The 23,705-nt window shown below is 70.1% G+C and carries 17 protein-coding genes; 10 read left to right on the top strand and 7 right to left on the bottom strand.

The annotated features are described in order from the left end of the window. The first annotated feature begins 160 nt into the window (after nucleotides 1-160). Both PL79_RS31580 and PL79_RS31575 read left to right on the top strand, forming a co-directional pair. Complete coding sequence (locus PL79_RS31580; RefSeq protein WP_044845702.1) at nucleotides 161-1,945, top strand: nitrite/sulfite reductase; 1,785 nt, start codon at nucleotides 161-163, stop codon at nucleotides 1,943-1,945. Beyond that, nucleotides 1,942-2,406, top strand: a complete 465-nt coding sequence (locus PL79_RS31575) for a DUF934 domain-containing protein (RefSeq protein ID WP_044845703.1) — start codon at nucleotides 1,942-1,944, stop codon at nucleotides 2,404-2,406. Before PL79_RS31580 ends, PL79_RS31575 begins: the two co-directional genes overlap by 4 nt. A 73-nt stretch (nucleotides 2,407-2,479) precedes the next feature. On the opposite strand, the gene PL79_RS31570 is transcribed toward PL79_RS31575, so the two are convergent. From PL79_RS31570 to PL79_RS31560, 3 genes are all read right to left on the bottom strand, one after another. Further along, entirely contained in the window at nucleotides 2,480-3,757 is a 1,278-nt protein-coding gene (locus PL79_RS31570; protein ID WP_044845704.1) for a virulence factor family protein, read from the bottom strand. After that, entirely contained in the window at nucleotides 3,754-6,348 is a 2,595-nt protein-coding gene (gene mprF / locus PL79_RS31565; RefSeq protein ID WP_044845705.1) for a bifunctional lysylphosphatidylglycerol flippase/synthetase MprF, read from the bottom strand. Before mprF ends, PL79_RS31570 begins: the two co-directional genes overlap by 4 nt. A gap of 374 nt (nucleotides 6,349-6,722) precedes the next feature. Continuing rightward, complete coding sequence (locus PL79_RS31560; protein ID WP_082088564.1) at nucleotides 6,723-7,661, bottom strand: LysR family transcriptional regulator; 939 nt, start codon at nucleotides 7,659-7,661, stop codon at nucleotides 6,723-6,725. A 97-nt stretch (nucleotides 7,662-7,758) separates the two neighbouring features. On the opposite strand from PL79_RS31560, the gene PL79_RS31555 reads away from it, so the two are divergent. Both PL79_RS31555 and PL79_RS31550 read left to right on the top strand, forming a co-directional pair. Then, nucleotides 7,759-8,199, top strand: a complete 441-nt coding sequence (locus PL79_RS31555; protein ID WP_044845707.1) for a GlcG/HbpS family heme-binding protein — start codon at nucleotides 7,759-7,761, stop codon at nucleotides 8,197-8,199. 4 nt (nucleotides 8,200-8,203) lie between these two features. Next, complete coding sequence (locus PL79_RS31550) at nucleotides 8,204-8,980, top strand: SDR family oxidoreductase (RefSeq protein WP_044845708.1); 777 nt, start codon at nucleotides 8,204-8,206, stop codon at nucleotides 8,978-8,980. A gap of 175 nt (nucleotides 8,981-9,155) precedes the next feature. Here the strand turns inward: PL79_RS31550 and PL79_RS31545 are convergent, their stop codons facing one another. Genes PL79_RS31545 through PL79_RS31530 form a run of 4 tightly spaced genes read right to left on the bottom strand, consistent with a single transcriptional unit; the run spans nucleotide 9,156 to nucleotide 17,666 of the window. Then, nucleotides 9,156-13,343: a bifunctional nitrate reductase/sulfite reductase flavoprotein subunit alpha gene (locus PL79_RS31545; protein ID WP_135801192.1), complete on the bottom strand. Its 4,188-nt coding sequence runs from the start codon at nucleotides 13,341-13,343 to the stop codon at nucleotides 9,156-9,158. 16 nt (nucleotides 13,344-13,359) lie between these two features. Continuing rightward, nucleotides 13,360-13,707 carry a nitrite reductase small subunit NirD gene (nirD, locus tag PL79_RS31540; RefSeq protein WP_044843338.1) on the bottom strand — a complete coding sequence of 116 codons (348 nt, stop codon included), beginning with the start codon at nucleotides 13,705-13,707 and terminating at the stop codon, nucleotides 13,360-13,362. Between the two features lie 38 nt (nucleotides 13,708-13,745). Then, entirely contained in the window at nucleotides 13,746-16,319 is a 2,574-nt protein-coding gene (nirB, locus tag PL79_RS31535; protein WP_044843337.1) for a nitrite reductase large subunit NirB, read from the bottom strand. Between the two features lie 21 nt (nucleotides 16,320-16,340). Further along, the gene (locus tag PL79_RS31530) at nucleotides 16,341-17,666 is read right to left on the bottom strand and encodes an MFS transporter (protein ID WP_044843336.1); all 1,326 of its coding nucleotides are present in this window, start codon (nucleotides 17,664-17,666) and stop codon (nucleotides 16,341-16,343) included. A gap of 703 nt (nucleotides 17,667-18,369) precedes the next feature. Here PL79_RS31530 and cobA point away from each other — a divergent pair. The 6 genes from cobA (at nucleotide 18,370) to PL79_RS31495 (ending at nucleotide 23,665) form a co-directional block, all read left to right on the top strand. Further along, nucleotides 18,370-19,131, top strand: a complete 762-nt coding sequence (gene cobA / locus PL79_RS31520; RefSeq protein WP_044843335.1) for a uroporphyrinogen-III C-methyltransferase — start codon at nucleotides 18,370-18,372, stop codon at nucleotides 19,129-19,131. 171 nt (nucleotides 19,132-19,302) lie between these two features. Next, complete coding sequence (locus PL79_RS31515; RefSeq protein ID WP_044843334.1) at nucleotides 19,303-19,899, top strand: ANTAR domain-containing response regulator; 597 nt, start codon at nucleotides 19,303-19,305, stop codon at nucleotides 19,897-19,899. A 5-nt stretch (nucleotides 19,900-19,904) separates the two neighbouring features. Further along, entirely contained in the window at nucleotides 19,905-20,948 is a 1,044-nt protein-coding gene (locus PL79_RS31510) for a CmpA/NrtA family ABC transporter substrate-binding protein (protein ID WP_044843333.1), read from the top strand. A gap of 144 nt (nucleotides 20,949-21,092) precedes the next feature. After that, nucleotides 21,093-21,692 (top strand): uracil-DNA glycosylase family protein, encoded by a 600-nt coding sequence (locus tag PL79_RS31505; protein ID WP_044843332.1) that lies wholly within the window; start codon nucleotides 21,093-21,095, stop codon nucleotides 21,690-21,692. Nucleotides 21,693-21,895: 203 nt separating this feature from the next. Further along, the gene (locus PL79_RS31500; RefSeq protein ID WP_044843331.1) at nucleotides 21,896-22,837 is read left to right on the top strand and encodes a helix-turn-helix transcriptional regulator; all 942 of its coding nucleotides are present in this window, start codon (nucleotides 21,896-21,898) and stop codon (nucleotides 22,835-22,837) included. A 129-nt stretch (nucleotides 22,838-22,966) separates the two neighbouring features. Beyond that, nucleotides 22,967-23,665: a fumarylacetoacetate hydrolase family protein gene (locus PL79_RS31495; protein ID WP_044843330.1), complete on the top strand. Its 699-nt coding sequence runs from the start codon at nucleotides 22,967-22,969 to the stop codon at nucleotides 23,663-23,665. The last annotated feature ends 40 nt before the right edge of the window (nucleotides 23,666-23,705 follow it).

Here is a 23,705-nt window from a genome sequence, read left to right as displayed (position 1 = left end):
CCCTTTCCGCTCCGATCTGCTGCGCCGATTCCGTTCCGATCTGCTGCTTGTCCCGCCGCCCCGCGTTCCCTACGCTGTCCCTGTTGCCCGACACCCGTGGCAACATCCCCTCCCGAGCGGCGCGCGCCCTGGCGCCGCCGCTCATCTCGCGTATCACGTCATGTACCGATATACCGATTTCGACCGGGCGCTCGTGCACAGCCGCGCCGCCCAGTTCCGCGACCAGCTCGAACGCTGGCAGCACGGCACGCTGAGCGAGGATGCGTTCCGGCCGTTGCGCCTGCAGAACGGCTGGTACGTGCAGCGCCATGCGCCGATGCTGCGCGTGGCCGTGCCGTACGGCGAACTGTCGAGCACGCAGCTGCGCGTGCTCGCCCGCATCGCACGCGACTACGACGTGCCCGACGACGCCACCTACCGCGCCGCCTGCGACGCGCAGGCGCAGCTCGGCACGCTGCGCCTGCCGACCCGCAACGCGCACTTCACGACCCGCACCAACGTGCAGTTCAACTGGATTCCGCTCGCGCAGGCGGCCGACGTGATGGACCTGCTCGCGACCGTCGACTTGCACGGGATCCAGACGAGCGGCAATTGCATCCGCAACATTTCGTGCGACGAGCGTGCGGGTGTCGCGCCGGACGAGATCGCCGATCCGCGCCCGTTCGCCGAGGTGATGCGCCAGTGGACGACGCTGCATCCGGAATTCGCGTTCCTGCCGCGCAAGTTCAAGATCGCGATCACCGGCGCGGCCGAGGATCGTGCGGCGACCGACTGGCACGACGTCGGGCTGAAGCTCGTGCGCAACGACGCGGGCGAACTCGGCTTTCGCGTGAGCGCCGGCGGCGGCATGGGCCGCACGCCGCTGATCGCGACGCTGCTGCGCGCGTTCCTGCCGTGGCAGCAGGTGATGAACTACATCGAGGCGATCGTCCGCGTGTACAACCGCTACGGGCGGCGCGACAACAAGTACAAGGCGCGCATCAAGATCCTCGTGAAGAGCGAGGGACAGCGCTATATCGACGACGTCGAGGAAGAATTCCGCCAGATCGTCGAGCATGACGGCGGCCCGCACACGATCCCGCAGGCCGAGTTCGACCGCATCGCGGCATCGTTCGTGCCGCCGCGCCTCGCGCCCCGCACGCTCGACCTGCAGGACGTCGAAGCGCGCATGGCCGCGCACGCCAGCCGCCATCCGGCCTTCGCGCGCTGGCTCGCGCGCAATGTCGCAGCGCATCGCGACCCGGCGCTGCGCATCGTCACGCTGTCGTTCAAGCGCCGCCTGCAGGCGCCCGGCGACGCGTCGCCCGAACAGCTCGACGCACTCGCCGAACTCGCCGAGCGCTTCTCGGCCGGCGAGGCACGCGTCACGCATACGCAGAACGTGGTGCTGCCGTGGGTGCACGTCGACGACCTGTTCCTGCTGTGGGAGCATGCGCGCGCGATCGGTCTTGCCAGCGCAAACGTCGGACTCCTGACCGACATGATCGCGTGCCCGGGCGGCGATTTCTGCGCGCTCGCGAACGCGCGCTCGATCCCGATCGCCGATGCGATCGCCGAGCGGTTCCAGGATCTCGACATGCTGCACGACGTCGGCGACATCGACCTGCACATCAGCGGCTGCATCAACTCCTGCGGCCATCATCACAGCGGGCACATCGGCATCCTCGGCGTCGACAAGGACGGCGCCGAGTGGTACCAGGTGACGCTCGGCGGGTCGGACGGCTCGAGCGCGAGCGGCCCCGCGCGGCCGGGCAAGGTGATCGGCCCGTCGTTCTCGGCGGACGAGATCGTCGATGTCGTCGACGCGCTCGTCAATGTCTATCTCGACGCGCGGCTCGACGCCGACGGCCGCAGCGAACGATTCATCGACACGGTGCGCCGCATCGGCGCCGAGCCCTTCAAGGCCGCGGCCAACGACGCCCGTCACCAGGCGGAGCACGCATGACACCGACCGACGCACACGCCAGCACGAACGTACGCATCCGCCTGCTGACGCCGGCCGAACACGCCGACGATACGAACGCGCCGGACACCGCGACCCGCACGATCCTGACGATCGGCAACGACGAGGAGCTGCGGCCGCTCGCCGCACGCATCGCGCAGGCCGAGCGCATCGACCTGCACTTCCCGTCCTTCACCGACGGGCGCGCATACAGCCAGGCGTATCTGCTGCGCAAGCGCTTCGGCTTCGCCGGCGACCTGCGGGCGACCGGCGACGTGCTGGTCGATCAGTTGCTGTTGATGGAGCGCACCGGGTTTTCGAGCGCGGTGCTCGGCGCCGATGCCGATCTGGCCGCCGCGCGCCGGCAGCTCGACCGGTTTCCCGGCTTCTATCAGCGCGATGCGAGAACGGCGGCGCAGCGGCAGGACGCGGCGCCGCAAGTCGAGACGCAAGCCGGGAAATGAAAACGGGCGGCCCGCAGGCCGCCCGTCCGATGAACCGCAAGCGCCGCGCCCGCCGCGCAGCGGGCGCCGGCGTTCAGCGCGCCGCCACCGGCTTGCCGAACGCGCCGAGGATCTTCTTCTCGAGCGCGATGTAGTCGTGGCCGAAGTGGTGGTCGCCGCCCGTCTTGATCACGTCGGCACCGCTATTCGCGAGCGCCGGACACATCGTGTCCTTCTCTTCCGCGCCGTAGAAGCATTGCACGAGCTGCGGCGGCACCTTCGCGATTTCCGGCGCGACCTTCATCGCCTTGTCGCTCGCCGGCATCCCGAGCCAGCCCGTCACGCGGATCTGGAAATCCGCCGCCGGCGCGAAGCCGAGCAGCGACATCACCGCCACCTTGTCACGCAGGTCGGCCGGCAGCCGGTTGTACGCGAACGGCATCACGTCCGCGCCGAATGAGTAGCCGACCAGCGCCACGCGGTTCGCATGCCAGCGCGCCATGTAGGTGCGCATCACGCGCGCCAGGTCGCGGCTCACCTGTGCAGGCGGCTTCTCGCTCCAGAAGTAGCGCAGGCTGTCGATGCCGACCACCGCCACGCCGTCGCGCTGCAGCGCCTCGGCGATCGTCTTGTCGAGATCGCGCCAGCCGCCGTCGCCCGAGATCACGATCGCGAGGCGGTCGCTGCCGCCCTTGGCCGGCAGCTCGACGAGCGGCAGGTCCGACACGTCGAGCTCGTCGGTGCTGCTGGTGTCGTGCAGGTGCGACGTGACGAGCGACACGAGCGTCGCGGTGTCGCCGGCCGCGGCCGTTTCGACGAAACCCGGCATCGCGCGGCGCACGATCGTCGGATCGGGCGGGCACGGCTTGAAGCGCGCATCGAGCTTCGCCGCCGGCGCGACCGACGCGACACCGGCGATCGTGTTCTCCGGCGCCATCGACAGGATCTGCTTCGCGATCGCGCCGCCCTGGCCCACGCCCGCGACGATCGGCGTGTAGTAACGCGCCGATTGCGCGAGGCGTTCGAGCTGGTGGCTGACCGCTTCGGCGTCGCCGTCGAGGTGGTGACAGGTTTCCTGCTTCGCGGCGAGGTTCGCCGCATAACGCTCCGAATCCACCCCGACCGTCATCGCGCCCGCTTTCGCGAGGGCGTCGGCCGCCTGCTGGTCGGCGGCGCCCCAGCCCCGCCCGCGCGAGAACAGCACGACGAAGCCGCGCAGCGGGCCGCCCGGCTTCGTCACGGTCACGGGGCCGTAGCGGCCGCCCGACACGGTTTCCGGTTGCGCCGCGGCCTGCGCCGCGAACGCCGCGCCGGCCAGCATCATTCCCGCGCAGGCGGCTGCCGCCCGCGCGATACCCTTCTTCAACATCATGAACGCCGACCTCCAGCCAGCAGGGACAGATCCGCGAGCGTGACGAACACGCCGACCGAGCCCGAGGCCGCGAGATAGCGCGGCTCCCAGTGCGGCTCGAACTTGCTCTTGAATGCACGCAAGCCGCGGAAGTTGTAGAAGCGGCCGCCGAAGCGCCAGACCATCAGCCCGAACCGGTGCCACGGCGACGGCATCTTCGCCGCCCCCATCCCCGAGAACGGCGCGATGCCCAGGCTCAGCTTGCGGAAGCCCGCTTCCTTCAGATGCAGCGCGAGCTGCGTAAACAGATACTCCATCGCATACGGCGACGCGTCCGGCAGATGACGCATCACGCCAACCGTCGCCTCGGTGTTGAGGTCGGTCGTCATGAACGTGACGAACGCGATCGGCTTGTCGGCCTGGCGCACGAGCATCACCGACTGCGTCGCGAGATAGCCGTCGTGGAACGCGGCCACCGAGAAGCTCTTCTCGCGCGCGTCGCGGCTGTCGAGCCAGCCGTCGGAGATGTCGCGCAGCGACGGCAGCGCGGCCGGCACGTCGCGCGGCGCGATCACCTCGACCGTCAGCGCGTCCTTGTCGCCGCGACGCAGCGCATAGCGCAGGTGCGACCGGTTCGAACCCTTCAGGTCGAAGCGGTCGAGCGCGATGTGCGCTTCCTCGCCGAGCTTCATCAGCGTGAGCCCTGCGTCGAGATACAGCGGCAGCGCGTTCGCGCGCACCTGGTAGAACGCCGCGCGGCCGCTGTGCGCGTGCGCCAGCGCGATGAACTTGCCGATCAGCGCCGGCCATTCCTCGCGCGGGCCGACCGGATCGTGCAGCGCGGCCCACGTGCGGCCGTTCTTCGCATACATCAGGAACGCGCGGCGCGATTCGGAGAACAGGAACGACTTGTCGCCCATCAGCGCGAGGCCCGCATCGCTGCACTCCTGCGCGCGGATGATCTGCTCCGCGTCGATCAGGTCCTGCTCGGCGGGCTTCACGAAACGCCCGGGCGCCGGCCGCAGCAGTTGCCACAGCGCGAACATCGCGACGAACACGCCGGCCGCCAGCGTCGCGCGCAGCGCCCGCGGCGCGCGCTCGTCGAACGCGAAATGCGACCACAGATCGCGCGTGTAAGGCACGTCGCGGAACGCGAAGCACAGCACCCACACGGCGAGCACGAGCACCATCGTCACCGACACGAACCAGCTCACCGTGAAGCGCTCGGCGAGCAGCGACGAATGCCGGTTGAAGCGGCGGCGGCTGACGAGCAGCAGCACCAGCAGCGTGCCGAGCACGCCGGCCTCGACGAACGCGAGGCCCTTGGCCAGCGACAGCGCGAGGCTCGCGAGCGTCAGCGCGAAAGTCATCCACCATGCGCCGTCGAGCCGGCGCAGCAGCCCGCGCGCGACGAACAGCAACGCGACGCCCAGCACGCTGCAGATCACCTGCGAGCCTTCGAGCACCCACAGCGGCACGATGTTGCGCAGGATCGCGATCCGGTGCCAGAACGCGGGCGTCGCGCTCGAGATCACCAGCATCCCGCCGACCGCGAAGGTCACGAGGCTCAGGAACAGCGGCGCCAGCTGCGACACGCGCGCGGCCTGCCGCGTCACGAGCCGGCGGCGCAGCGCGCGGCCCTCGAACCCGGCCAGCAGGCCGGCCGACAGCACGAGCGGCACGCCGAAGTAGATCGCGCGATAGGCGATCAGCGCGGCGACCATCGCGTGCGCCGGCACTTCGCGGCCCAGCGTGAAGACCATCGCCGCCTCGAACACACCGATCCCGCCCGGCGTATGGCCGATCATCCCGAGCAGCAGCGCGGCCGCGTACACGGTGATGAAAGTCGGCAAGCCGACTGGAGCGGACGGCAACAGCACCCACAGCGTCAGGCCCGCGGCCACGACGTCGAGCACCGCATAGACGACCTGGGCGACGAGGTCGCGCCGCGCCGGCACGTCGAACGCGAGCCATTTGAAGCGCGTGACGACCGGGCGCGCGGCGTTGCCGCACAGCATCGTCATGACGCCCAGCACCACGAGCAGCGCGGCGCCGCTCCACGTCAGCACGCCGGGTGCGACATGCAGCATCGCGGCGAGCGTCTGCGGCACGCAGACCATGCCGACCGCCGTCATCAGCACCAGTGCGAGCGCGAGCGTGCCGCTGGTGAAGACGGTCATCCGGCCGATCTGCGCGGGGGTGACGCCCGACGCGCCGTACACGCGCGCGCGCACGGCGCCGCCCGTCAGCGCGCCGAAGCCGGTCGCATTGCCGAGCGCGGAGCCGGCGATCGCGCCGATCCACAGCGCGGCGCGCGGCACTTTCGCGGCGACGTAGCGCAGGCCGACCGCATCGCGGGCGACGAGCGCGAGATAGCTGAGGGCCGTCGCGGCCAGCGACGCGCCCCACTCGCCCGCGGACAGGTGGCGCAGTTGGCGGATCACCGACCGGTAGTCGACGGATTCGGACAGGTGCTGGAACACCACGATCAGCAGCAGGCCGATGCCGAGCGCGAGCAGCGGCGACAGCACGCGCTCGTTGCGGATCAGCGTCGCGACACGGGCGATCGCTGCCGCGGCACGGCCGGGCTGGCCAGGGTGGCGGGAAGACATAGAGTGTTCAGTGGTGGTGCGTAGCTTGTCGCGGCGCAGGGTGGCCTCGCGGCGACGAATCTGGTTGTTCTGCGTGGGCGGTCGGCCTGGGACGAAGGCAGGCGGCGCCTGAATCAGAAATTACGAGTATACGGATTTTATATTACAGAATCTTTCGATCCCGTACTGAGCGGTTCGGGCGCGGCGGTCGCATCAACGACGCGTCAAATTCATGCGCAAGGTGCGCATCATACCGGGAACCGCCGGGAATTTTTCATCGAATGAATGACTTGCGACGCTTTTGGGAGAAATTCTCCCGGCCCGGCCGAGCCCGCGAGAGCAAACCCGCGACCGGCGCGGGATTCGGGGAATGGGGACGGATTGCCGTGCCCGTCTTACGGTCCCTTTGTCGCGCCGTCATCGTGCCAGTCGGCGCCGGCCCGCTCCCGCAGTATGTCGATGAATGCGCGCAGCTTCGCCGGCACGTGCTTGCGATTCACGTAATAGAGCCACATCGGCGGCAGCGTCCGGCACGCGCCCGGCAGCACCTCGACGAGCGTGCCGTCGCGCAGGTCCGCGTCGATGCGCTCGCGCATGAACGCGAACGCGATGCCGACACCCTCGCGCGCGGCATCGATCACCGCATCCGCGTCGTTCGTCACGAGCACGCCTTCCGGATCGAGATCGACGTCGTGACGCCCGTCGCGCAGCAGCCATTTGTGCAGGCGCCCGCTCTCGGAGAACCGGAACCGGACGCACGCATGGCGCTCCAGCTCGGCGATCGACGCGGGCGTGCCGTGCCGCGCCAGATAGCCGGGCGAGGCGACCAGCGCGCAGGTCAGCGCGGGCGCGATCCGCACGCCGATCATGCCGGGCTGCAGCCGGTCGGCAAGACGAATCCCCGCGTCGAAGCCCTCCTTCGCGATATCGACCAGCTCGTTCTCGTAGCGGATTTCGAGCCGGACCTTCGGATAGCGCGCGCGGAACGCGGCCAGTATCGGCGCGATCACGAGCGATCGGGCCAGCGGCAGCGCCGTGACGCGCAACAACCCGCCCGGCTCGCTGCGCACCTCCTTCAGCGCATCGCGCGCCTGCATGACCTGCCGGTACGCGGGCTCCGTCTGCTGCCGGTAATGCTGGCCGGCTTCGGTCAGGCTCACGCCGCGCGTGCTGCGGTTGAACAGTTTCACGTTCAGCTCGCCTTCGAGCTGGCCGATCGCAAGGCTGACGGCAGCCGGCGTCAGGCCGAGCGCGGCGGCAGCACGCGTGAAGTTGCCGGCCGTCGCGACGCTCATGAACACGTGCAGCCCGGCCATCGGATCGCGTCTGCTCATCATTAAAAAAACTTGAAACTCCTTCGAGCGGAATGCCGATTCTCCCATATACAGGAACTACCTACACTAGCCCCGTCGTCTTCCACCGGAGCATCGAATGAATCCGCATCACAGCCCCGCCCTGACGCTCGCAGCTGTCCGGCAGACGATCGAAGCCGCGCTCGCGCAGGCCGCGTCGCTGCAGGTCGCCGGTGTGTCGATCGCGATCGTCGACGCCGGCGCGAACCTGCTCGCATTCATCCGCACCGACGATTGCTTTCTCGGCGCGATCGACCTCGCGCAACGCAAGGCGCTGACGGCGATCCGCTTCCGCGCATCGACCGCCGCGCTCGGCGCGATGTCCGGCGACGGCCCGCTGCGCGGGATCGAGCACAGTCACGGCGGGCTCGTCACGTTCGGCGGCGGCGAGCCGCTCGTCGACGGCAGCGGGCGCTGCGTCGGCGCGATCGGCATATCGGGCGGCAGCGTCGAGCAGGACGACGCGATCGCACGGCATTGCCGCGATCGCTTTCACGCAACCTTTCCCACCTCGAGGTAAGCACATGGCACAGAAACGCATCCTCATCACCGGCGCGGGCAGCGGCTTCGGCCGCGAAGTCGCGCTGCGGCTCGCGCAACACGGTCACGCGGTCACGGCCGGCGTGCGCACGACCGCCGAAATCGACGCGCTGACGGACGCCGCCGCGCAGCGCGGCACGGCACTGCGCGCGGTGAAACTCGACGTGACGTCGGCCTACGACCGCGCCCGCGCGGCCGAATTCGAAGTCGACGTGCTCGTGAACAACGCGGGCGCCGGCGAGGCCGGCGCACTGGTCGACCTGCCGGTCGAGATCGTGCGCGAGCTGTTCGACATCAACCTGTTCGGGCCGCTCGAACTCACGCAGCAGATCGCCCGCGGCATGCTCGCGCGCGGGCACGGCAAGATCGTGTTCGTGTCGTCGATCGCGGGGTTGATCACGGGGCCGTTCACGGGCGCCTATTGCGCGTCGAAGCACGCGGTCGAATCGGTCGCCGAGGCGATGCACGCGGAGCTGGCGCCGCACGGCATCCGCGTCGCGGTCATGAACCCGGGCCCGTACAGCACCGGCTTCAACGACCGCATGATGGAAACGCCGCGACGCTGGCGCGATCCGGCCGTCCACACGGTGACGCCCGAGCGGCTGACCTTCCCGCTCGAGCAGCACGATCCGGAGGAAATGATCGCGAAGATGGTCGACGTGATCGAAAACGACGGCGGCGCATTCCGCAACCTGCTGCCACAGTCGTCGGAAGCATTCGTGCGCGCCGAGCAGGCGCGCGCGTGGGACCGGCAGCAGTGACGCAGGCCGGCGGCGGCAGGCGGGTCACGCAGGAACGCCCTGCCCGCCGCCCGGCCTGTCGCGTACGACGTTCGCCGTCGATGACCTTCCCGACGGCACGAACCGTCGCGGGTCAATGCGTCGCCGAAGCCGGGCCCGCAACCGGGCGGGCCGCGTCGAGCCGCGCCGAGCGCGCTCAGTACACGTCCCGCATGTAGCGCCGCGCCTTCGAGAGCTTCGCGACGTAGTCGTTCGCGGCTTCGTCCGACATCCCGCCGTGCTCGGCGACGACCGCCTTCAGCGCGGTATCGACGTCCTTGGCCATCCGCGCGGCGTCGCCGCACACGTAGAAGTGCGCGCCTTCCTCCAGCCACTTGTACAGCTCGGCGCCCTGCTCGCGCATCCGGTCCTGCACGTAGATCTTGTCGGCCTGGTCGCGCGAGAACGCGAGATCGAGCCGCGTCAGGAAGCCGTTGTCGCGCATCGCGCTCAGTTCGTCGCCGTAGTAGAAGTCGGTCTGCGCATGCTGCTCGCCGAAGAACAGCCAGTTGCGTCCGCGCGCGCCGCGCGCCTGCCGCTCGTGCAGGAAGCCGCGGAACGGCGCGACGCCGGTGCCGGGCCCGACCATCACGACCGGCACGTCGCCGTTCACCGGCGGCCGGAAATGCGCGGACTTCTGCACGAACACCGGCACGCGGCCGTCGTCCGCGCGATCGGCGAGGAACGTCGACGCGACGCCTTTGCGCGCGCGGCGGCCGTTGTGATAACGCACGGCCGACACCGTCAGGTGAATCTCGCCCGGGTGCGCACTCGGGCTCGACGCGATCGAATACAGGCGCGGCTGCAGCCGCTTCAGCATCCCGACCAGCTCCGTGCCCGACAGCTCGACCGGGAACTCGTGCAGCACGTCCGCGAGCTGTTGCCCCCACAACCATTGCTTCAGGTCGGCCTTGCGATCGTCGCCGAGCAGCGCCTTCAGCGCACCGTTCGCGCTGCGCGATGCGATGAACGCGAGCGTGTCGGGATGCGGGCGCGTGATGTCGAAGTGGCGCGCCAGCGCATCGCCGAGCCGCACGTCGCCGACGCCCGCGACCGACACGGGGGCGTCGGCCTTCAGCGCGGTGACCGACAGCAGTTCGTCGACCAGCTCCGGGCAGTTGGTCGGCCACACGCCGAGCGCGTCGCCGGTTTCGTATTCGAGGTTCGCGCCTTCGGTCGACAGCGACACGTAGCGCGTGTCCTTCGCGGCGCCCGGCCGGTTGAGCCGCAGGTTCGCGACGAGCTTCGACGGCGCCGGATGCGCCTTGGTCGGCAGCAGCCCCGACGCGCTCATCCCGGAGGTCGGCACCGCGTGCAGCGCCGCATCCGCCTCCTTGATCCGGGCGACCACGCGTTCGAGCCACTGGTCGGCATCGCGCTGGAACTCGACGTCGCAATCGACGCGCGCGCACAGGCGCGCCGCGCCGAGTTCCGCGAGCCTTGCATCGAGCCGGCGGCCGTGCCCGCAAAACTGGTCGTAGTTGCGATCGCCGAACGCGAGCACCGCGAAGTGCACGCCGTCGAGGCGCGCGGCGCTGCCGGCCTGCAGCGCGTCCCAGAACTCGCTGCCGTTGTCGGGCGCGTCGCCGTCGCCGAACGTGCTCGTCATCAGCAGCACGTATTGCGCGCCGGCCAGCGACGCGACCGGATAGTCGGACATGCACGCGGTGCGGATCTCGAAGCCGGCGTTCATCAGCTGCGTCGCAAAATCCTCGGTCAGCGATTCGATGTTGCCGGTCTGCGACGCCCACAGCAGCACGACCTTCGGGCGCGTGCGCACGATCCGCACGCCGCCGGGCGCGGCGCCCTCGGCCGGCAGTGCGGGCACAGCGCCTTCCGCGGTGTGGGCCGGCACCGCTCGGCTGAACAACCCCGCCAGCATCCCGTCGAGCCAGAGCCGCACCGGCGGCGTGAGCGGCGCACCGGCCGGCAGCACCGGCACGCCGCCGTCGCGCCGGCCGGCGCTCGCCTTCAGCCCGCTGACGAGGCCGGCCACGTACAGGCGCTCCGCGTCGGTGAGCGGCGGCGGCGCGAGATCGGCCACGCCGAGCGCGGCCGCGAAAGTGTCGAGGTCTGCCATGTCGGATTCCTGTGAAGCCGTGATCTGCACCGCCGCCGGCACGGGCCGCGCGTCGCCGGCGGCGGCATCGGGTCGCGCCGTGTCGTCGGCCGCGGACGCGAACGCGTGCGTGTCGACGCGCGCGAGCGCGACCGCGCAATACTTCAGTTCGGGTTGCTGCGATTCCGGATCGATCGCATCGTTCGTCACCGCGTTGATGCACAGGTCGTCGCCGTACACGTCGTTCCAGTGCATCGGCGCGAAGCAGTTGCCGCGCTGCACGCGCTCGGTCACGACGGCCGGCAGCACGGCGCGGCCGCGCGCCGAGCGAATCTCGACGCTGTCCTGCGTGGCGATGCCGAGCGCGCTCGCGTCGTCCGGATGCAGTTCGACGAACGGGCGCGGATTGAGCTTGTTCAGCATCGCGACCTTGCCCGTCTTCGTCATCGTGTGCCATTGATGCTGCAGCCGGCCGGTGTTCAGCACGATCGGGAACGTATCGTCCGGCAGCTCGGCCGGATCGACGTGCGGCCGCGCGAAAAAGCGCGCCTTGCCCGACGGCGTCGGGAACGCGAGGCGCGGCGCAGCGCCGCCGTCGGCCGCCGCGCGCGGCGGCTGGCTCACGCCGTCGTTCAGGTAGCGGATCGGGTGCCGCTCGCGCGCGGCGCCCGGCGCGACCGGCCATTGCACCGGGCCCTCGCGCAGCGCCGCATGGCTCGCGCCGCGCAGGTCGTAGCCGGTCGTCGGATTCGAAAACCGCACGATCTCGTCGAACACGTCGGCCGCCGACGCATAGTCGAACGCATCGCCGAAACCCATCGCGCGCGCGACTTCCGCGACGATGCGCCAGTCCGGCAGCGCGTCGCCGGGCGGCGCAACCGCGGCGCGCATCAGCGTCATGTTGCGTTCGGAGTTGATCATCACGCCGTCGCCCTCGGCCCACAGCGCGCCGGGCAGCAGGATGTCCGCGTAGCGGTTGGTCTCGGTGTCGAGGAATGCGTCCTGCGCGATCACGAGTTCCGCGGCCTGCAACCCGGCGATCACATTCTGCCGGTTCGGCACCGTCGCGACCGGATTCGTGCAGACGATCCAGCACGCCTTGATGTCGCCGGCCGCCATCCGTTCGAACAGGTCGACGGTGCCGCGGCCGGCGTCCTTGCGCAGCGTGCCGGCCGGCACGCGCCACAGGTGTTCGACGAAGCGCCGGTCGTCGTCGGACAGCACCGAGCGCTGGCCCGGCAGTCCGGGCCCCATGTAGCCCATCTCGCGCCCGCCCATCGCGTTCGGCTGGCCGGTCAGCGAGAACGGCCCGCTGCCCGGGCGGCAGATCGCGCCCGTCGCGAGATGCAGGTTGCAGATCGCGTTGGTGTTCCACACGCCGTGCGTGCTCTGGTTGAGCCCCATCGTCCAGCAGCTCATCCATTCCTGCGCGTCGCCGATCCATTGCGCGGCCGTGCGGATGTCGGCTTCGGCGAGCCCGGTGATCTCGGCGACGCGTTCGGGCGTGTAGTCGGCGAGGAACGCGGGCATCGCGTCCCAGCCTTCGGTGTACGCATCGATGAACGCGGCATCGATGCGGCCGTTCGCATGCAGCAGGTGCAGCAATCCGTTCGTCAGCGCGAGATCGGTGCCCGGCCGGATCTGCAGGAACAGGTCGGCCTTGTCGGCGGTGCCGGTGCGGCGCGGATCGACGACGATCAGCTTCGCGCCGGCCTTCACGCGATCCATCATCCGCAGGAACAGGATCGGGTGGCAGTCGGCCATGTTCGCGCCGATCACGAAGAACAGGTTCGCGCGATCGAAGTCCTGGTACGACCCGGGCGGGCCGTCCGCGCCGAGCGACTGCTTGTAGCCGGTGCCCGCGCTCGCCATGCACAGGCGCGAGTTCGACTCGATGTTGTTGGTGCCGACGAAGCCCTTCGCGAGCTTGTTCACCAGGTATTGCGCCTCGATCGACATCTGCCCCGACACGTAGAACGACAGCGCGTCGGGCCCGTGCGCGTCGAGCACCGCGCGCAGCCGCCGCGCGGTTTCGGCGATCGCGTCGCGGGCCGGCAGCGGCACGAGGTCGTCCTCGCGCGCGCGCCGCACGAACGCGCGGTCGAGCCGCCCCGAGCGGCGCAGCGCGACATGCGCCGACGAACCCTTCGTGCACAGCCGTCCGAAGTTGGCAGGATGGTCGGAGTCGCCCGACACCTTGACGACTTCGTCATCCTCGACGTGCAGCACCATCCCGCAGCCGACGCCGCAGTATGGGCACACGCTCTTGACGGGAGTGGCGCTCATGCGTGCTCCGGGGCGTTCAGGCCGCGATCCATACGAAACCGTCCTCGACCCGCGACGGATACGCGCTCACCGATTTCTCGGGCGCTTCGAGGCATTCGCCGGTCCGCAGATCGAAATGCTGCTTGTACAGCGGCGACGCGACGACCACGCGCTCGCCGAGGCTGCCGATCAGCCCGCGCGACATCACCGCCGCCTGCGACACCGGGTCGACGTTGTCGATCGCGAACACGCCGCCTTCCTCGGCATGCGCGACGTGAAACACGGCGACCTGCTCGCCGTTGACGAGCGCGCACACGCCGGTGTTCGGCACGATGTCGTCGAGCGGGCACACGCGGGTCCAGGACAGGGGATGACGATCGTTCATGATGGGCTCCTTGGAAAAGACGCTGGTGTCGGTCGAAGTCACACGGTGGCGGGTTCGGCGACGACGGGAATCGCAACGGGCTTGCCGCCCGCGCGCTCGGCCGGCGTGGCAGGCCGGATCTGCCCGCGCGTCTCGACGAATGCGATGGTCGTGTCCGGCGCGTCGCTGTTCACGAAGTGGCGGAAGCGCTTGCGCGTGTCCGGATCGGTGACGGCCTTCTTCCATTCGCATTCGTAGGTGTCGACCACGTGCTGCATGTCGGCTTCGAGTTCGGCCGCGATCCCGAGCGTGTCGCGCACGACGACGTCGGCCAGGTAGTCGAGCCCGCCTTCGAGGTTGTCGCGCCACACGCTGGTGCGCTGCAGCCGGTCGGCAGTGCGCACGTAGAACATCAGGAAGCGGTCGATGTAGCGGATCAGCGTGGCGCGGTCGAGGTCGGACGCGAGCAGTTCCGCGTGGCGCGGCTTCATCCCGCCGTTGCCGCACACGTACAGGTTCCAGCCCTTCTCGGTCGCGATGATCCCGACGTCCTTGCCCTGCGCTTCCGCGCACTCGCGCGTGCAGCCCGATACGCCGAACTTGATCTTGTGCGGCGCGCGCAGGCCCTTGTAGCGGTTCTCGAGGTCGATCGCGAGGCCGACCGAATCGTCGACGCCGTAGCGGCACCACGTCGAGCCGACGCACGACTTCACGGTACGAAGCGCCTTGCCGTACGCATGCCCCGATTCGAAGCCGGCCGCGATCAGCTCTTCCCAGATCGACGGCAGCTGCTCGACGCGCGCGCCGAACAGGTCGACGCGCTGGCCGCCGGTGATCTTCGTGTAGAGCCCGTACTTCTTCGCGACCTGGCCGACCGCGATCAGCCCTTCCGGCGTCACCTCGCCGCCCGGCATGCGCGGCACGACCGAGTAGGTGCCGTCGCGCTGGATGTTCGCGAGGTAGTAGTCGTTCGAATCCTGCAGCCCCGCATGCTCCTTCTTCAGCACGAACTCGTTGAAGCACGACGCGAGGATGCCCGCCACCGCCGGCTTGCACACGTCGCAGCCGAGCCCGTGGCCGTGCTTCGCGAGCAGTGCGTCGAAGGTCGTGATGCGCTCGACGCGGATCAGGTGGAACAGCTCCTGGCGCGAATACGGGAAGTGCTCGCACAGATGGTTGTTGACCGCGAGGCCCTGCTTCTTCATCTCGGCCTTCATGATCTGCGTGACGAGCGGCACGCAGCCGCCGCACGACGTGCCCGCGCCCGTGCACGACTTCAGTGCGCCCAGGCTGGTCGCGCCGTCGGCCACCGCCGCGCAGATCTGCGACTTCGACACGTTGTTGCACGAGCAGATCTGCGCGCCTTCCGGCAATGCGTCGACGCCGAGCGCGGGCTTCGCCGCGCCGTCCGACGACGGCAGGATCAGGAATTCCGGCGACTCGGGCAGCTCGATGCGGTTCAGCATCATCTGCAGCAGCGTGCCGTATTCGGCCGCGTCGCCGACCATCACCGCGCCGTGCAGGAACTTGCCGCAGTCCGACACCACCAGCTTCTTGTAGACCTGGCGGCGCTCGTCCGCGTACTGGTAGGTGCGGCTGCCGGCCGTCGCGCCGTGCGCGTCGCCGATGCTCGCGACGTCGACGCCCATCAGCTTCAGCTTGGTGCTCATGTCGGCACCGGCGAACACGGCGTCGACCGCTTCTTCCGGGGCACCGCAGAGCTGCTTCGCGACCACGCGCGCCATGTCGTAGCCCGGTGCGACGAGCCCGTACACCATCCCGTTCCAGGCCGCGCATTCGCCGATCGCGTAGATGTCGGCGTCGCTCGTGCGGCACGCGTCGTCGATCGCGACGCCGCCGCGCGGACCGATTTCGAGGCCGCACGCTCGCGCCAGTTCGTCGCGTGCGCGGATGCCGGCCGAGAACACGATCATGTCGGCATCGAGATGCGAACCGTCGGCGAACGCCATCCGGTGCGTGCCTTCCTCGCCGTCGACGATTTCGAGCGTGTTCTTGCCCGTATGCACGGTCACGCCGAGCGCCTCGATCTTCGCGCGCAGCATCCGGCCGCCGCCGTCGTCGACCTGCACCGCCATCAGCCGCGGCGCGAATTCGACGACGTGCGTGTCGAGCCCCATGTCGCGCAGCGCCTTCGCGCATTCGAGGCCGAGCAGCCCGCCGCCGATCACCACGCCGCGCTTCGCGTGCGTGCCGCACGCCTGCATCGCTTCGAGATCCTCGATCGTCCGGTACACGAAGCAGCCCGCGCGATCGCGGCCCGGCACCGGCGGCACGAACGGACGCGAGCCCGTCGCGAGCACCAGCTTGTCGTATGCGAGCGTTTCGCCGGACGCGAGCGTGACCGTGTGCGCGTCGCGATCGATCGACGCGACGCACGCGTTCAGGCGCAGGTCGAACTGCGGATGCCGTTCGAAGAAACCGGGCTCGACGAGCGACAGGTCGTCGGCCGACTTGCCCGCGAAGAATTCCGACAGGTGCACGCGGTCGTACGCCGGGCGCGGTTCCTCGCCGAGCACCGTGACCTGCAGCGCGCCCGCCGCGCCGGCTTGCGCGGCGACGCATTCGAGGAGCTTGTGGCCGACCATCCCGTGGCCGATGACGATGAGTTTCATGATGACGTTTCCTTCGGTCGATCAGTTCGCGACGCCGGCGGCGGCGAGCGCGCGGTCGCGCAGCTCGGCCTCGCGTGCCTTGTGTTCTTCGCTGAAGCGCACGGCCATCGCGCACAGCGCGGTCGCGGTGACGGCGAGCCCGAGCAGGCTCAGCGTGTGCTGCACGTCGCCGACGCCCTTCAGCAGGAACGCCGCGGCCACCGCGCCGACGTTGCCGCCCGCGCCGACGATCCCGGCGACGCCGCCGAGCGCCTTGCGGTCGATGAACGGCACCAGCGCATAGGTCGCGCCGCAGGCCATGTGCGTGAAGAGGCCGAAGGTCAGCATCGCGACGAGCGCCATGCCGATGCCTTGCGCATGCGAGAACCAGACCAGCCCGAGCCCTTCGCCGACGATCAGCGCGCACAGCAGCGTCGCGCGCACGTCGAGGCTGCGGCGCGCGGCGATCTTGTCCGACAGCCAGCCGCCGAGCGCGCGGGCGAATAGCGCGAGCAGCCCGAACATCCCGACCGCGAAGCCGGCGTCCTTCAGCGATAAATTGAAGTGATCGACGTAGTACAGCGCGGCGATGTTGTGGATGAACACCTCGACGCCGAAGCACGCGCCGTACGTGACGAACAGCATCCACACGCGATAGTTGCCGCACGCGGCGAAGAAGCTCGCCCAGCCGCCCTTCTTGCCGCTGTCGACCGTCACGCCCTGCTTGCGCAGCGCGACGAAGTCGCCTTGCGGGCAGTCCTGCGTGAAGCGCCAGTACGCCCAGGCCATCGCGAGCATCGCGACGCCCGGCACGACGAGCGCAATGCGCCACGACGCGTCATCGCCGAAGCCGAGCATCAGGCCGGCCGCGACGAGCAGCGGCATCATCGCCTGCGTCGCGCCCGCGCCCGCGTTGCCCCAGCCGGCGGTGGTCGCGTTCGCGGTGCCGACCACGTTCGGCGCGAACATCACCGACGTGTGGTACTGCGTGATCACGAAGCCCGCGCCGATCGCGCCGATGCCGAGCCGGCAGATCAGGAACGTCACATAGTCGTGCGAGAACGACACCGCGAACACCGGAATCGCGCCGAGCACGAGCAGCCCGACATACACGCGGCGCGGGCCGAAGCGGTCGCACATCGGGCCGACCAGCAGCCGCACGGCGATCGTCGCGGCCACCGCGGCGATGTTGATGTTCGCGACCTGTGCCGCGGTGAGGTGGAACTCGCGCGCAATCAGCGGCATCAGCGGCGCGCATGCGAACCACGCGAAGAAGCATACGAAGAACGCCATCCACGTCATGTGGAACGCGCGCATCGGCGCGGTGCGGAAGCTGAAGAGATCGATACGGGTAGCTTTGTCGGTCATGTCATCCGCCAAACGAAAAACGGCGTCCTGCACACCCGGTCTCGTCGAGACCCGATGTGTAGGACGCCGTTGCCCATGAAGCCCGTTGCCGGGCGCGTCGGTAATCGGTACTGCGGACGAATCGTCGTTGATTCGCCCGAGCCAGCTTATGCAAACGCCGTGCCATATCCGCCCGAATCGCAGTTGCAGCCCCGCCGCACAAGGCTCGCCGGCCGTTGCACGCATCGCTGCACGACGCCGCGCATGATGCGTCGGGATGCAGCGAGGCACAGATACGGTGCGCTGCAGCACTGTCGCCGTGCGACATCGCGGTGCGCGTGGATGGGGCCGCGATGCACGCCGATGCGGCATCGCGTGCGCCGCGGCCCCGCGGCCGCATGCGGGCCGGCGTCCGTCGTGGCGGTCGCGCCGTGTGTATCGCCGCGCTTATTGCCGCACTTGTCGCCACGTCTGTAGCCGCGCTCGCCGCCCGGTTCGATCAGGTTGGCCCGGATATTGCTGATTCCGGACCACACCGGCAACGGCGCCGGTGGGCAGTCCCCGCAAGTCGGGCCCGCCGTCGCAGGCGGGCGCAACAGATCAGGACAACGACGTCCCCCCGTGCCCGGCACGGCCGGATGTCGCGATCGCGTCGACCGCCCGCCGCCGCCGCAAGCAACAATGCGTTATCGATCGCCGCACGCACGCGGCACTGGAACACGACATGACGACTGGAAAAGTCACGCTGCTGGGCGCCGGGCCCGGCGATCCCGATCTCCTCACCCTGAAGGCCGTGAAGGCGCTGGCGGCCGCCGACGTGCTGCTGCTCGACGATCTCGTCGCGCCCGGCATCGTCGAACTCGCGCCGCACGCGCGCGTGATCCGCGTCGGCAAGCGCGGCGGCTGCCGCTCCACGCCGCAGGCGTTCATCGAGAAACTGATGCGCCGCTACGCGCTGCGCGGCGCGCACGTCGTGCGCGTCAAGGGTGGCGACGCGCTGCTGTTCGGCCGCGCCGGCGAGGAACTCGCGACGCTGCGCGCCGCCGCGATTCCCGTCGACATCGTCAACGGCATCTCGTCGGGCTTCGCGGCCGCCGCGAGCCTCGGCATCTCGCTCACGCACCGCGAGCACTGCCAGGGGGTCACGTTCGTCACCGCACATCGCCAGGACCACGGCGAACCCGACTGGGCGGCGCTCGCGGCGACCGGCACCACGCTCGCGATCTACATGGGCATGAGCCGCGTGGCCAGCATCGCGGCGGGCCTGCTCGCCGCCTTGCCCGCGTCGACGCCGGCCGCCGCCGTGCAGTGGGCCGGCACCCCGCACGAGCGCCGCTGGACCGGCACGCTCGGCGGTCTCGCGCGCGGCGTCGCGGCGGCCGAGCTCGGCAGCCCGGCCGTGATGCTGGTCGGCGCGGCGATCGGCGAAGCCGCCGTGCAGCGCACCGATATCGCCGGCGAGGCGCTCCTGTCGCGGGCGGCGTAGCATGGGTCACGTCACGCGGCACCGTCCGCACGCCCGTTCCGCTCACCGCGGCCGCGTTCGCGCCGGCTGCCGGGGATGCATGCGCAAGGTTCCGGGTACATCGACTTCCGCCCGCACCCCCCAACCCCCGTTCAACCCTTGCACCAAAGCCGGTCCGTCCCCGTTCGCGTCATGAGTTCGTCCGCCCCGCCCGCACGCCTGCGCGTGCTGCTCGTCACCGACACCGACAAGCCGATCGGCGAACTCGGCGACGCGCTCGCGCGCCTCGGCTACGAGATGCTCAACGACGTCGCGACGCCCGCGCGCCTGCCCGCGGCCGTCGAGGAGCAGCGCCCCGACGTCGTGATCATCGATACCGATTCGCCGTCGCGCGACACGCTCGAGCAACTGGCCGTGATGCACGCGACCGCGCCGCGCCCCGTGCTGATGTTCAGCCACGATGCCGACCAGGCGCTGATTCACGCGGCGGTCGGCGCCGGCGTCAGCGCGTATCTCGTCGAGGGCCTGTCGGCCGAACGCCTCGCGCCGATCCTCGAAGTCGCGCTCGCGCGTTTCTCGCACGACGATGCGCTGCGCCGCCGGCTCGCCGACGTCGAGCGCGAGCTCGCCGAACGCAAGCTGATCGATCGCGCGAAGCGCCTGCTGATGGATCAGCGCAGGCTGTCCGAGCACGATGCGTATGCGTTGCTGCGCAAGCGCGCGATGGACCAGGGCCTGCGCATCGTCGACGTCGCGCGGCAACTGCTCGATGCGACCCAACCGTCATGAATGCCATGAACCCTTCGCCTCCCGCCGCGCCGGAACGCGCGCATCTTCGTCTCGGGTTCGTCGCGCTGAGCGACGCGGCCCCGCTGATCGTCGCGCAGCAGCTGAATCTCGGCGCGCGCCACGGCCTGACGCTGGAACTGAGCCGCCAGCCGTCCTGGGCCGCCGTGCGCGACAAGCTGCTGAGCGGCGAACTCGACGCCGCGCACGCGCTGTACGGACTCGTGTGCGGGCTGCAGCTCGGCATCGGCGGCCCGCAGGCCGACATGGCCGCGCTGATGGTGCTGAACCGCAACGGCCAGGCGATCACGTTCGCCCGCGGCCTCGCCGACGCCTACCGCGCCAGCGGCGACGTCCGCGCGGCGCTCGCGACGCTCGGCCGCAAGCCGCTGCTCGCGCAGACCTTCCCGACCGGCACGCATGCGATGTGGCTGAACCACTGGCTCGCGTCGCACGACATCGATCCGCTGCGCGACGTGCGCAGCGTCGTGATTCCGCCGCCCGAGATGGTCGCGGCGCTCGCGAGCGGCGAACTCGACGGCTTCTGCGCGGGCGAGCCGTGGCACGCGGTGGCCGAAGCGTGCGGCGCCGGCCGGACCGTCGCCGTCACCAGCGAGATCTGGCCCGATCATCCGGAGAAGGTGCTCGCGGCCCGGCGCGATTTCGTCGCGCTGTATCCGGCCACCGCGCGCGCGCTGATCCGCACGCTCGTCGATGCGTGCGCGTGGCTCGACAGCGCCGCGCACCGTCGCGACGCGGCCGGCTGGCTCGCGTCGCCCGATGCGCTCGGCGTACCGGCCCGGCTGATCGCGCCGCGCCTGCTCGGCGACTACGGCCCGGGGCCGTTCGCGCAGCCGCCGCTGCCGATCCGCTTCCACGACGGCGGCGCCGTGAACCGGCCGGATCCGCAGGAAGGCCGGTGGTTCCTGTTGCAGTACCGGCGCTGGGGCATGCTCGACGGCACGCACGACGACGCGGCCATCGCCGCGGCGATCGCGCAGACGGCGTTGTATGATGCTGCGGTCGCCGAAGGCGGCGCGGCGGACCGGTGATCCCGGCACGGATGCCGGGGCCGCCGCGCAGCACCATGCCGCGCCCCGCGGAATGCCTGACGCGATGCGCCGGTCCGCTCCGGCTCGCCGCGCCGCATGGACGCGTTTGCATCCGCGCCGCCAGTCCGTCCCCGTCCAGAATCGATGCCGAAACGAACGCGCACGCCGCTCGACGTGCTGCTCACCGAAATCCGCGCGTGCCGCGCCTGCGAAGCCGACCTGCCGCTCGGCCCGCGCCCCGTCGTGCGCGCCCATCGCGACGCCCGCATCCTGATCGTCGGGCAGGCGCCCGGTGCCCGCGTCCATGCGAGCGGCATCCCGTGGGACGATGCCAGCGGCAAGCGGCTGCGCGACTGGCTCGGTGTCGACGCCGACACGTTCTACGACGAGACCCGCTTCGCGATCGTGCCGATGGGTTTCTGCTACCCCGGCCGCGGCGCGAGCGGCGACAACCCGCCGCGTCCTGAATGTGCGCCACTGTGGATCGACCGGCTGCTCGCCGAATTGCCGTCGATCCGGCTGACGCTGCTGATCGGCCAGTACGCGCAGCGGCATTTCCTGCGCGACACGCGCAAGGCGACGCTGACCGACACCGTGCAGGCGTGGCGCGACTACGGCCCCGACGTGCTGCCGCTGCCGCATCCGTCGCCGCGCAACCAGGCGTGGTTCAAGCACCATCCGTGGTTCGATGCCGAGGTCGTGCCGGAACTGCGGCGGCGCGTCGCGCCGCTGATCGCCGGCTGACGGAAACCGGCCGCGCCCCTGCTCCCTGTCGCGACGAACCGGAACGACATCGACTTTGTTCGGCCGCCTGATTGCGGTGTCGCCGGGCCGGGTGGAGCGTGTCCCCGCCCGTCCGGCCTGCGCGGATCGGCCCGCGGATTCCGGCCGCGCCCGGTTCGCTGTACCATCGCGGCTCAACCGCGTCACGAACAGCAGAATCCTTCATGCCCTCCACCGCCCCGCCGCGCCTGTACGGGATGCCCGAACGCAGCGACCGGCTCGATTTCTACATCCGCGACCAGGCGTCGCGCCAGGCGATCACCGAGCCGCACCGGCACGCGTATTTCCAGATCCAGTTCAACCTCGGCGGCGACACCGAGCAGCGGATCGGCGGCGTCACTCGGCCGTTTCCGCGCGGCGCGCTCGCGTTCGTGCTGCCGCACCGCGAACACCTGATTCCGCATCCGGAAGGCGCGCACTTCATCGTCATCAACTTCAGCCAGGCGTTCCTGCGCGCCGATCTCGACGTCGATCCGCTCGATCTCGAGGATGTACCCGCGCAGCGCTTTCCGGAGCTGACGCCGTTCCGCTTCCAGGAACATCTCGACTTCATCCTGACCGGCGACGCGTTCGACGAGGCGCGGCGCCTCGCGCTGTGCATGCTCGATGCCGACCGCGTGCGCACCTTCGGCTCGACCACGTTGCTGCGCGGCTACCTGCTGCAGCTGATCGGCCTCGTCTGCACGCAGTATGCGGGCGCGCTCGACAAGCTCGCGCAGCGTGGCGCCCAGCGCGCGGGCCGGCGCGACGCCCTCGCGCGCGTGCTACGCCACGTGCGCGCGAACCTGACCCGCGAGGACCTGACGCTCGCGGCCACCGCCGAGGCCGCGTTCCTGTCGCCGAACTACCTCGCGCACCTGGTGCGCAAGGAAACCGGCAGCACCTTCACCGATCTCGTGACCGAGCGCCGGATCGCGCTCGCGCAGTCGCTGCTCGCGCATACGAGCCGGCGCATCGCCGACATCGCGCGCTCGGTCGGCTTCCGCGACGAAGGGTATTTCGCGCGGCGCTTCCGTGCGCGGGTCGGCGTGTCGCCGAAGGCGTACCGGGATGCCAATGCCGCGCTGCCGGACGCCGACGCAGCGCCGACGGCCGGCGACGCGTAGATTTGTCCGGTTAAAGCGCAGTTGCGTCGCATCCCGGCGCGCATGCGTCGGGTATCGTTCCATGCATGCCGGCCCGCGGCGCATTGCGCGGGCAACGGCATCCGTCTATTCATCGAACGAGGTCATCCGATGTCCGCATACGTCATCGACGCTTCCGAGCGTCCTTCCGTCGAAGTCGAACAGTCGTCCGCGCGCTTTCCGGTGCGCCGCGTGTTCTGCGTCGGCCGCAACTACGCCGACCACGCACGCGAAATGGGCGCCGATCCCGACCGTGAACCGCCGTTCTTCTTCACGAAGCCGGCCGACGCGATCGTCCCCGCCGCCGGCACCGTCCCGTATCCGCCGCTGACCGGCGACCTCCATCATGAAATCGAGCTGGTCGTCGCGATCGGCAAGGACGGCCGGTCGATCGACCCGGCCGATGCGCTGTCGCACGTGTGGGGCTACGGCGTCGGCGTCGACCTCACGCGCCGCGACCTGCAGGCCGAAGCGAAGAAGCTGAGCCGGCCGTGGGACTGGGCGAAGGGCTTCGACGCGTCGGGCCCCGTGACCGCGCTGCGCGCGGCGACCGCGACCGGCCATCCGGCAAGCGGCCGGATCTGGCTCGCGGTCAATGGCGAAACACGCCAGCAAGGCGATCTCGCCGACATGATCTGGGCCGTGCCGGACGTGATCGCGTACGTGTCGCGCTCGGTCGAGCTGAAGGCCGGCGACCTGATCTTCACCGGCACGCCGGCCGGCGTCGGCGCGCTGCAGCCGGGCGACCGCGTGACGGGTGGCGTCGACGGCATCGCGACGTTCGAGTTCGTGATGGGGGCGAAGCCGTAAGGCATCGCGCGGGCGCATGCGACGCGCAGTCGGTCCGACG

Origin of the sequence: Burkholderia sp. USMB20, assembly GCF_000949135.2 — a bacterium.
In the GTDB taxonomy this organism is placed as follows: Bacteria; Pseudomonadota; Gammaproteobacteria; order Burkholderiales; family Burkholderiaceae; genus Burkholderia.
Note: the sequence above shows the minus strand (reverse complement) of the source record. Positions and strands in the feature narration are given on the sequence as shown.

Bases quoted from the DNA above. Each gene is read 5' to 3' on its own strand.
- PL79_RS31580 (WP_044845702.1), top strand. From the start codon at position 161: ATGTACCGATATACCGATTTCGACCGGGCGCTCGTGCACAGCCGCGCC.
- PL79_RS31575 (WP_044845703.1), top strand. From the start codon at position 1,942: ATGACACCGACCGACGCACACGCCAGCACGAACGTACGCATCCGCCTG.
- PL79_RS31570 (WP_044845704.1), bottom strand. From the start codon at position 3,757: ATGATGTTGAAGAAGGGTATCGCGCGGGCGGCAGCCGCCTGCGCGGGA.
- mprF (WP_044845705.1), bottom strand. From the start codon at position 6,348: ATGTCTTCCCGCCACCCTGGCCAGCCCGGCCGTGCCGCGGCAGCGATC.
- PL79_RS31560 (WP_082088564.1), bottom strand. From the start codon at position 7,661: ATGAGCAGACGCGATCCGATGGCCGGGCTGCACGTGTTCATGAGCGTC.
- PL79_RS31555 (WP_044845707.1), top strand. From the start codon at position 7,759: ATGAATCCGCATCACAGCCCCGCCCTGACGCTCGCAGCTGTCCGGCAG.
- PL79_RS31550 (WP_044845708.1), top strand. From the start codon at position 8,204: ATGGCACAGAAACGCATCCTCATCACCGGCGCGGGCAGCGGCTTCGGC.
- PL79_RS31545 (WP_135801192.1), bottom strand. From the start codon at position 13,343: ATGAGCGCCACTCCCGTCAAGAGCGTGTGCCCATACTGCGGCGTCGGC.
- nirD (WP_044843338.1), bottom strand. From the start codon at position 13,707: ATGAACGATCGTCATCCCCTGTCCTGGACCCGCGTGTGCCCGCTCGAC.
- nirB (WP_044843337.1), bottom strand. From the start codon at position 16,319: ATGAAACTCATCGTCATCGGCCACGGGATGGTCGGCCACAAGCTCCTC.
- PL79_RS31530 (WP_044843336.1), bottom strand. From the start codon at position 17,666: ATGACCGACAAAGCTACCCGTATCGATCTCTTCAGCTTCCGCACCGCG.
- cobA (WP_044843335.1), top strand. From the start codon at position 18,370: ATGACGACTGGAAAAGTCACGCTGCTGGGCGCCGGGCCCGGCGATCCC.
- PL79_RS31515 (WP_044843334.1), top strand. From the start codon at position 19,303: ATGAGTTCGTCCGCCCCGCCCGCACGCCTGCGCGTGCTGCTCGTCACC.
- PL79_RS31510 (WP_044843333.1), top strand. From the start codon at position 19,905: ATGAACCCTTCGCCTCCCGCCGCGCCGGAACGCGCGCATCTTCGTCTC.
- PL79_RS31505 (WP_044843332.1), top strand. From the start codon at position 21,093: ATGCCGAAACGAACGCGCACGCCGCTCGACGTGCTGCTCACCGAAATC.
- PL79_RS31500 (WP_044843331.1), top strand. From the start codon at position 21,896: ATGCCCTCCACCGCCCCGCCGCGCCTGTACGGGATGCCCGAACGCAGC.
- PL79_RS31495 (WP_044843330.1), top strand. From the start codon at position 22,967: ATGTCCGCATACGTCATCGACGCTTCCGAGCGTCCTTCCGTCGAAGTC.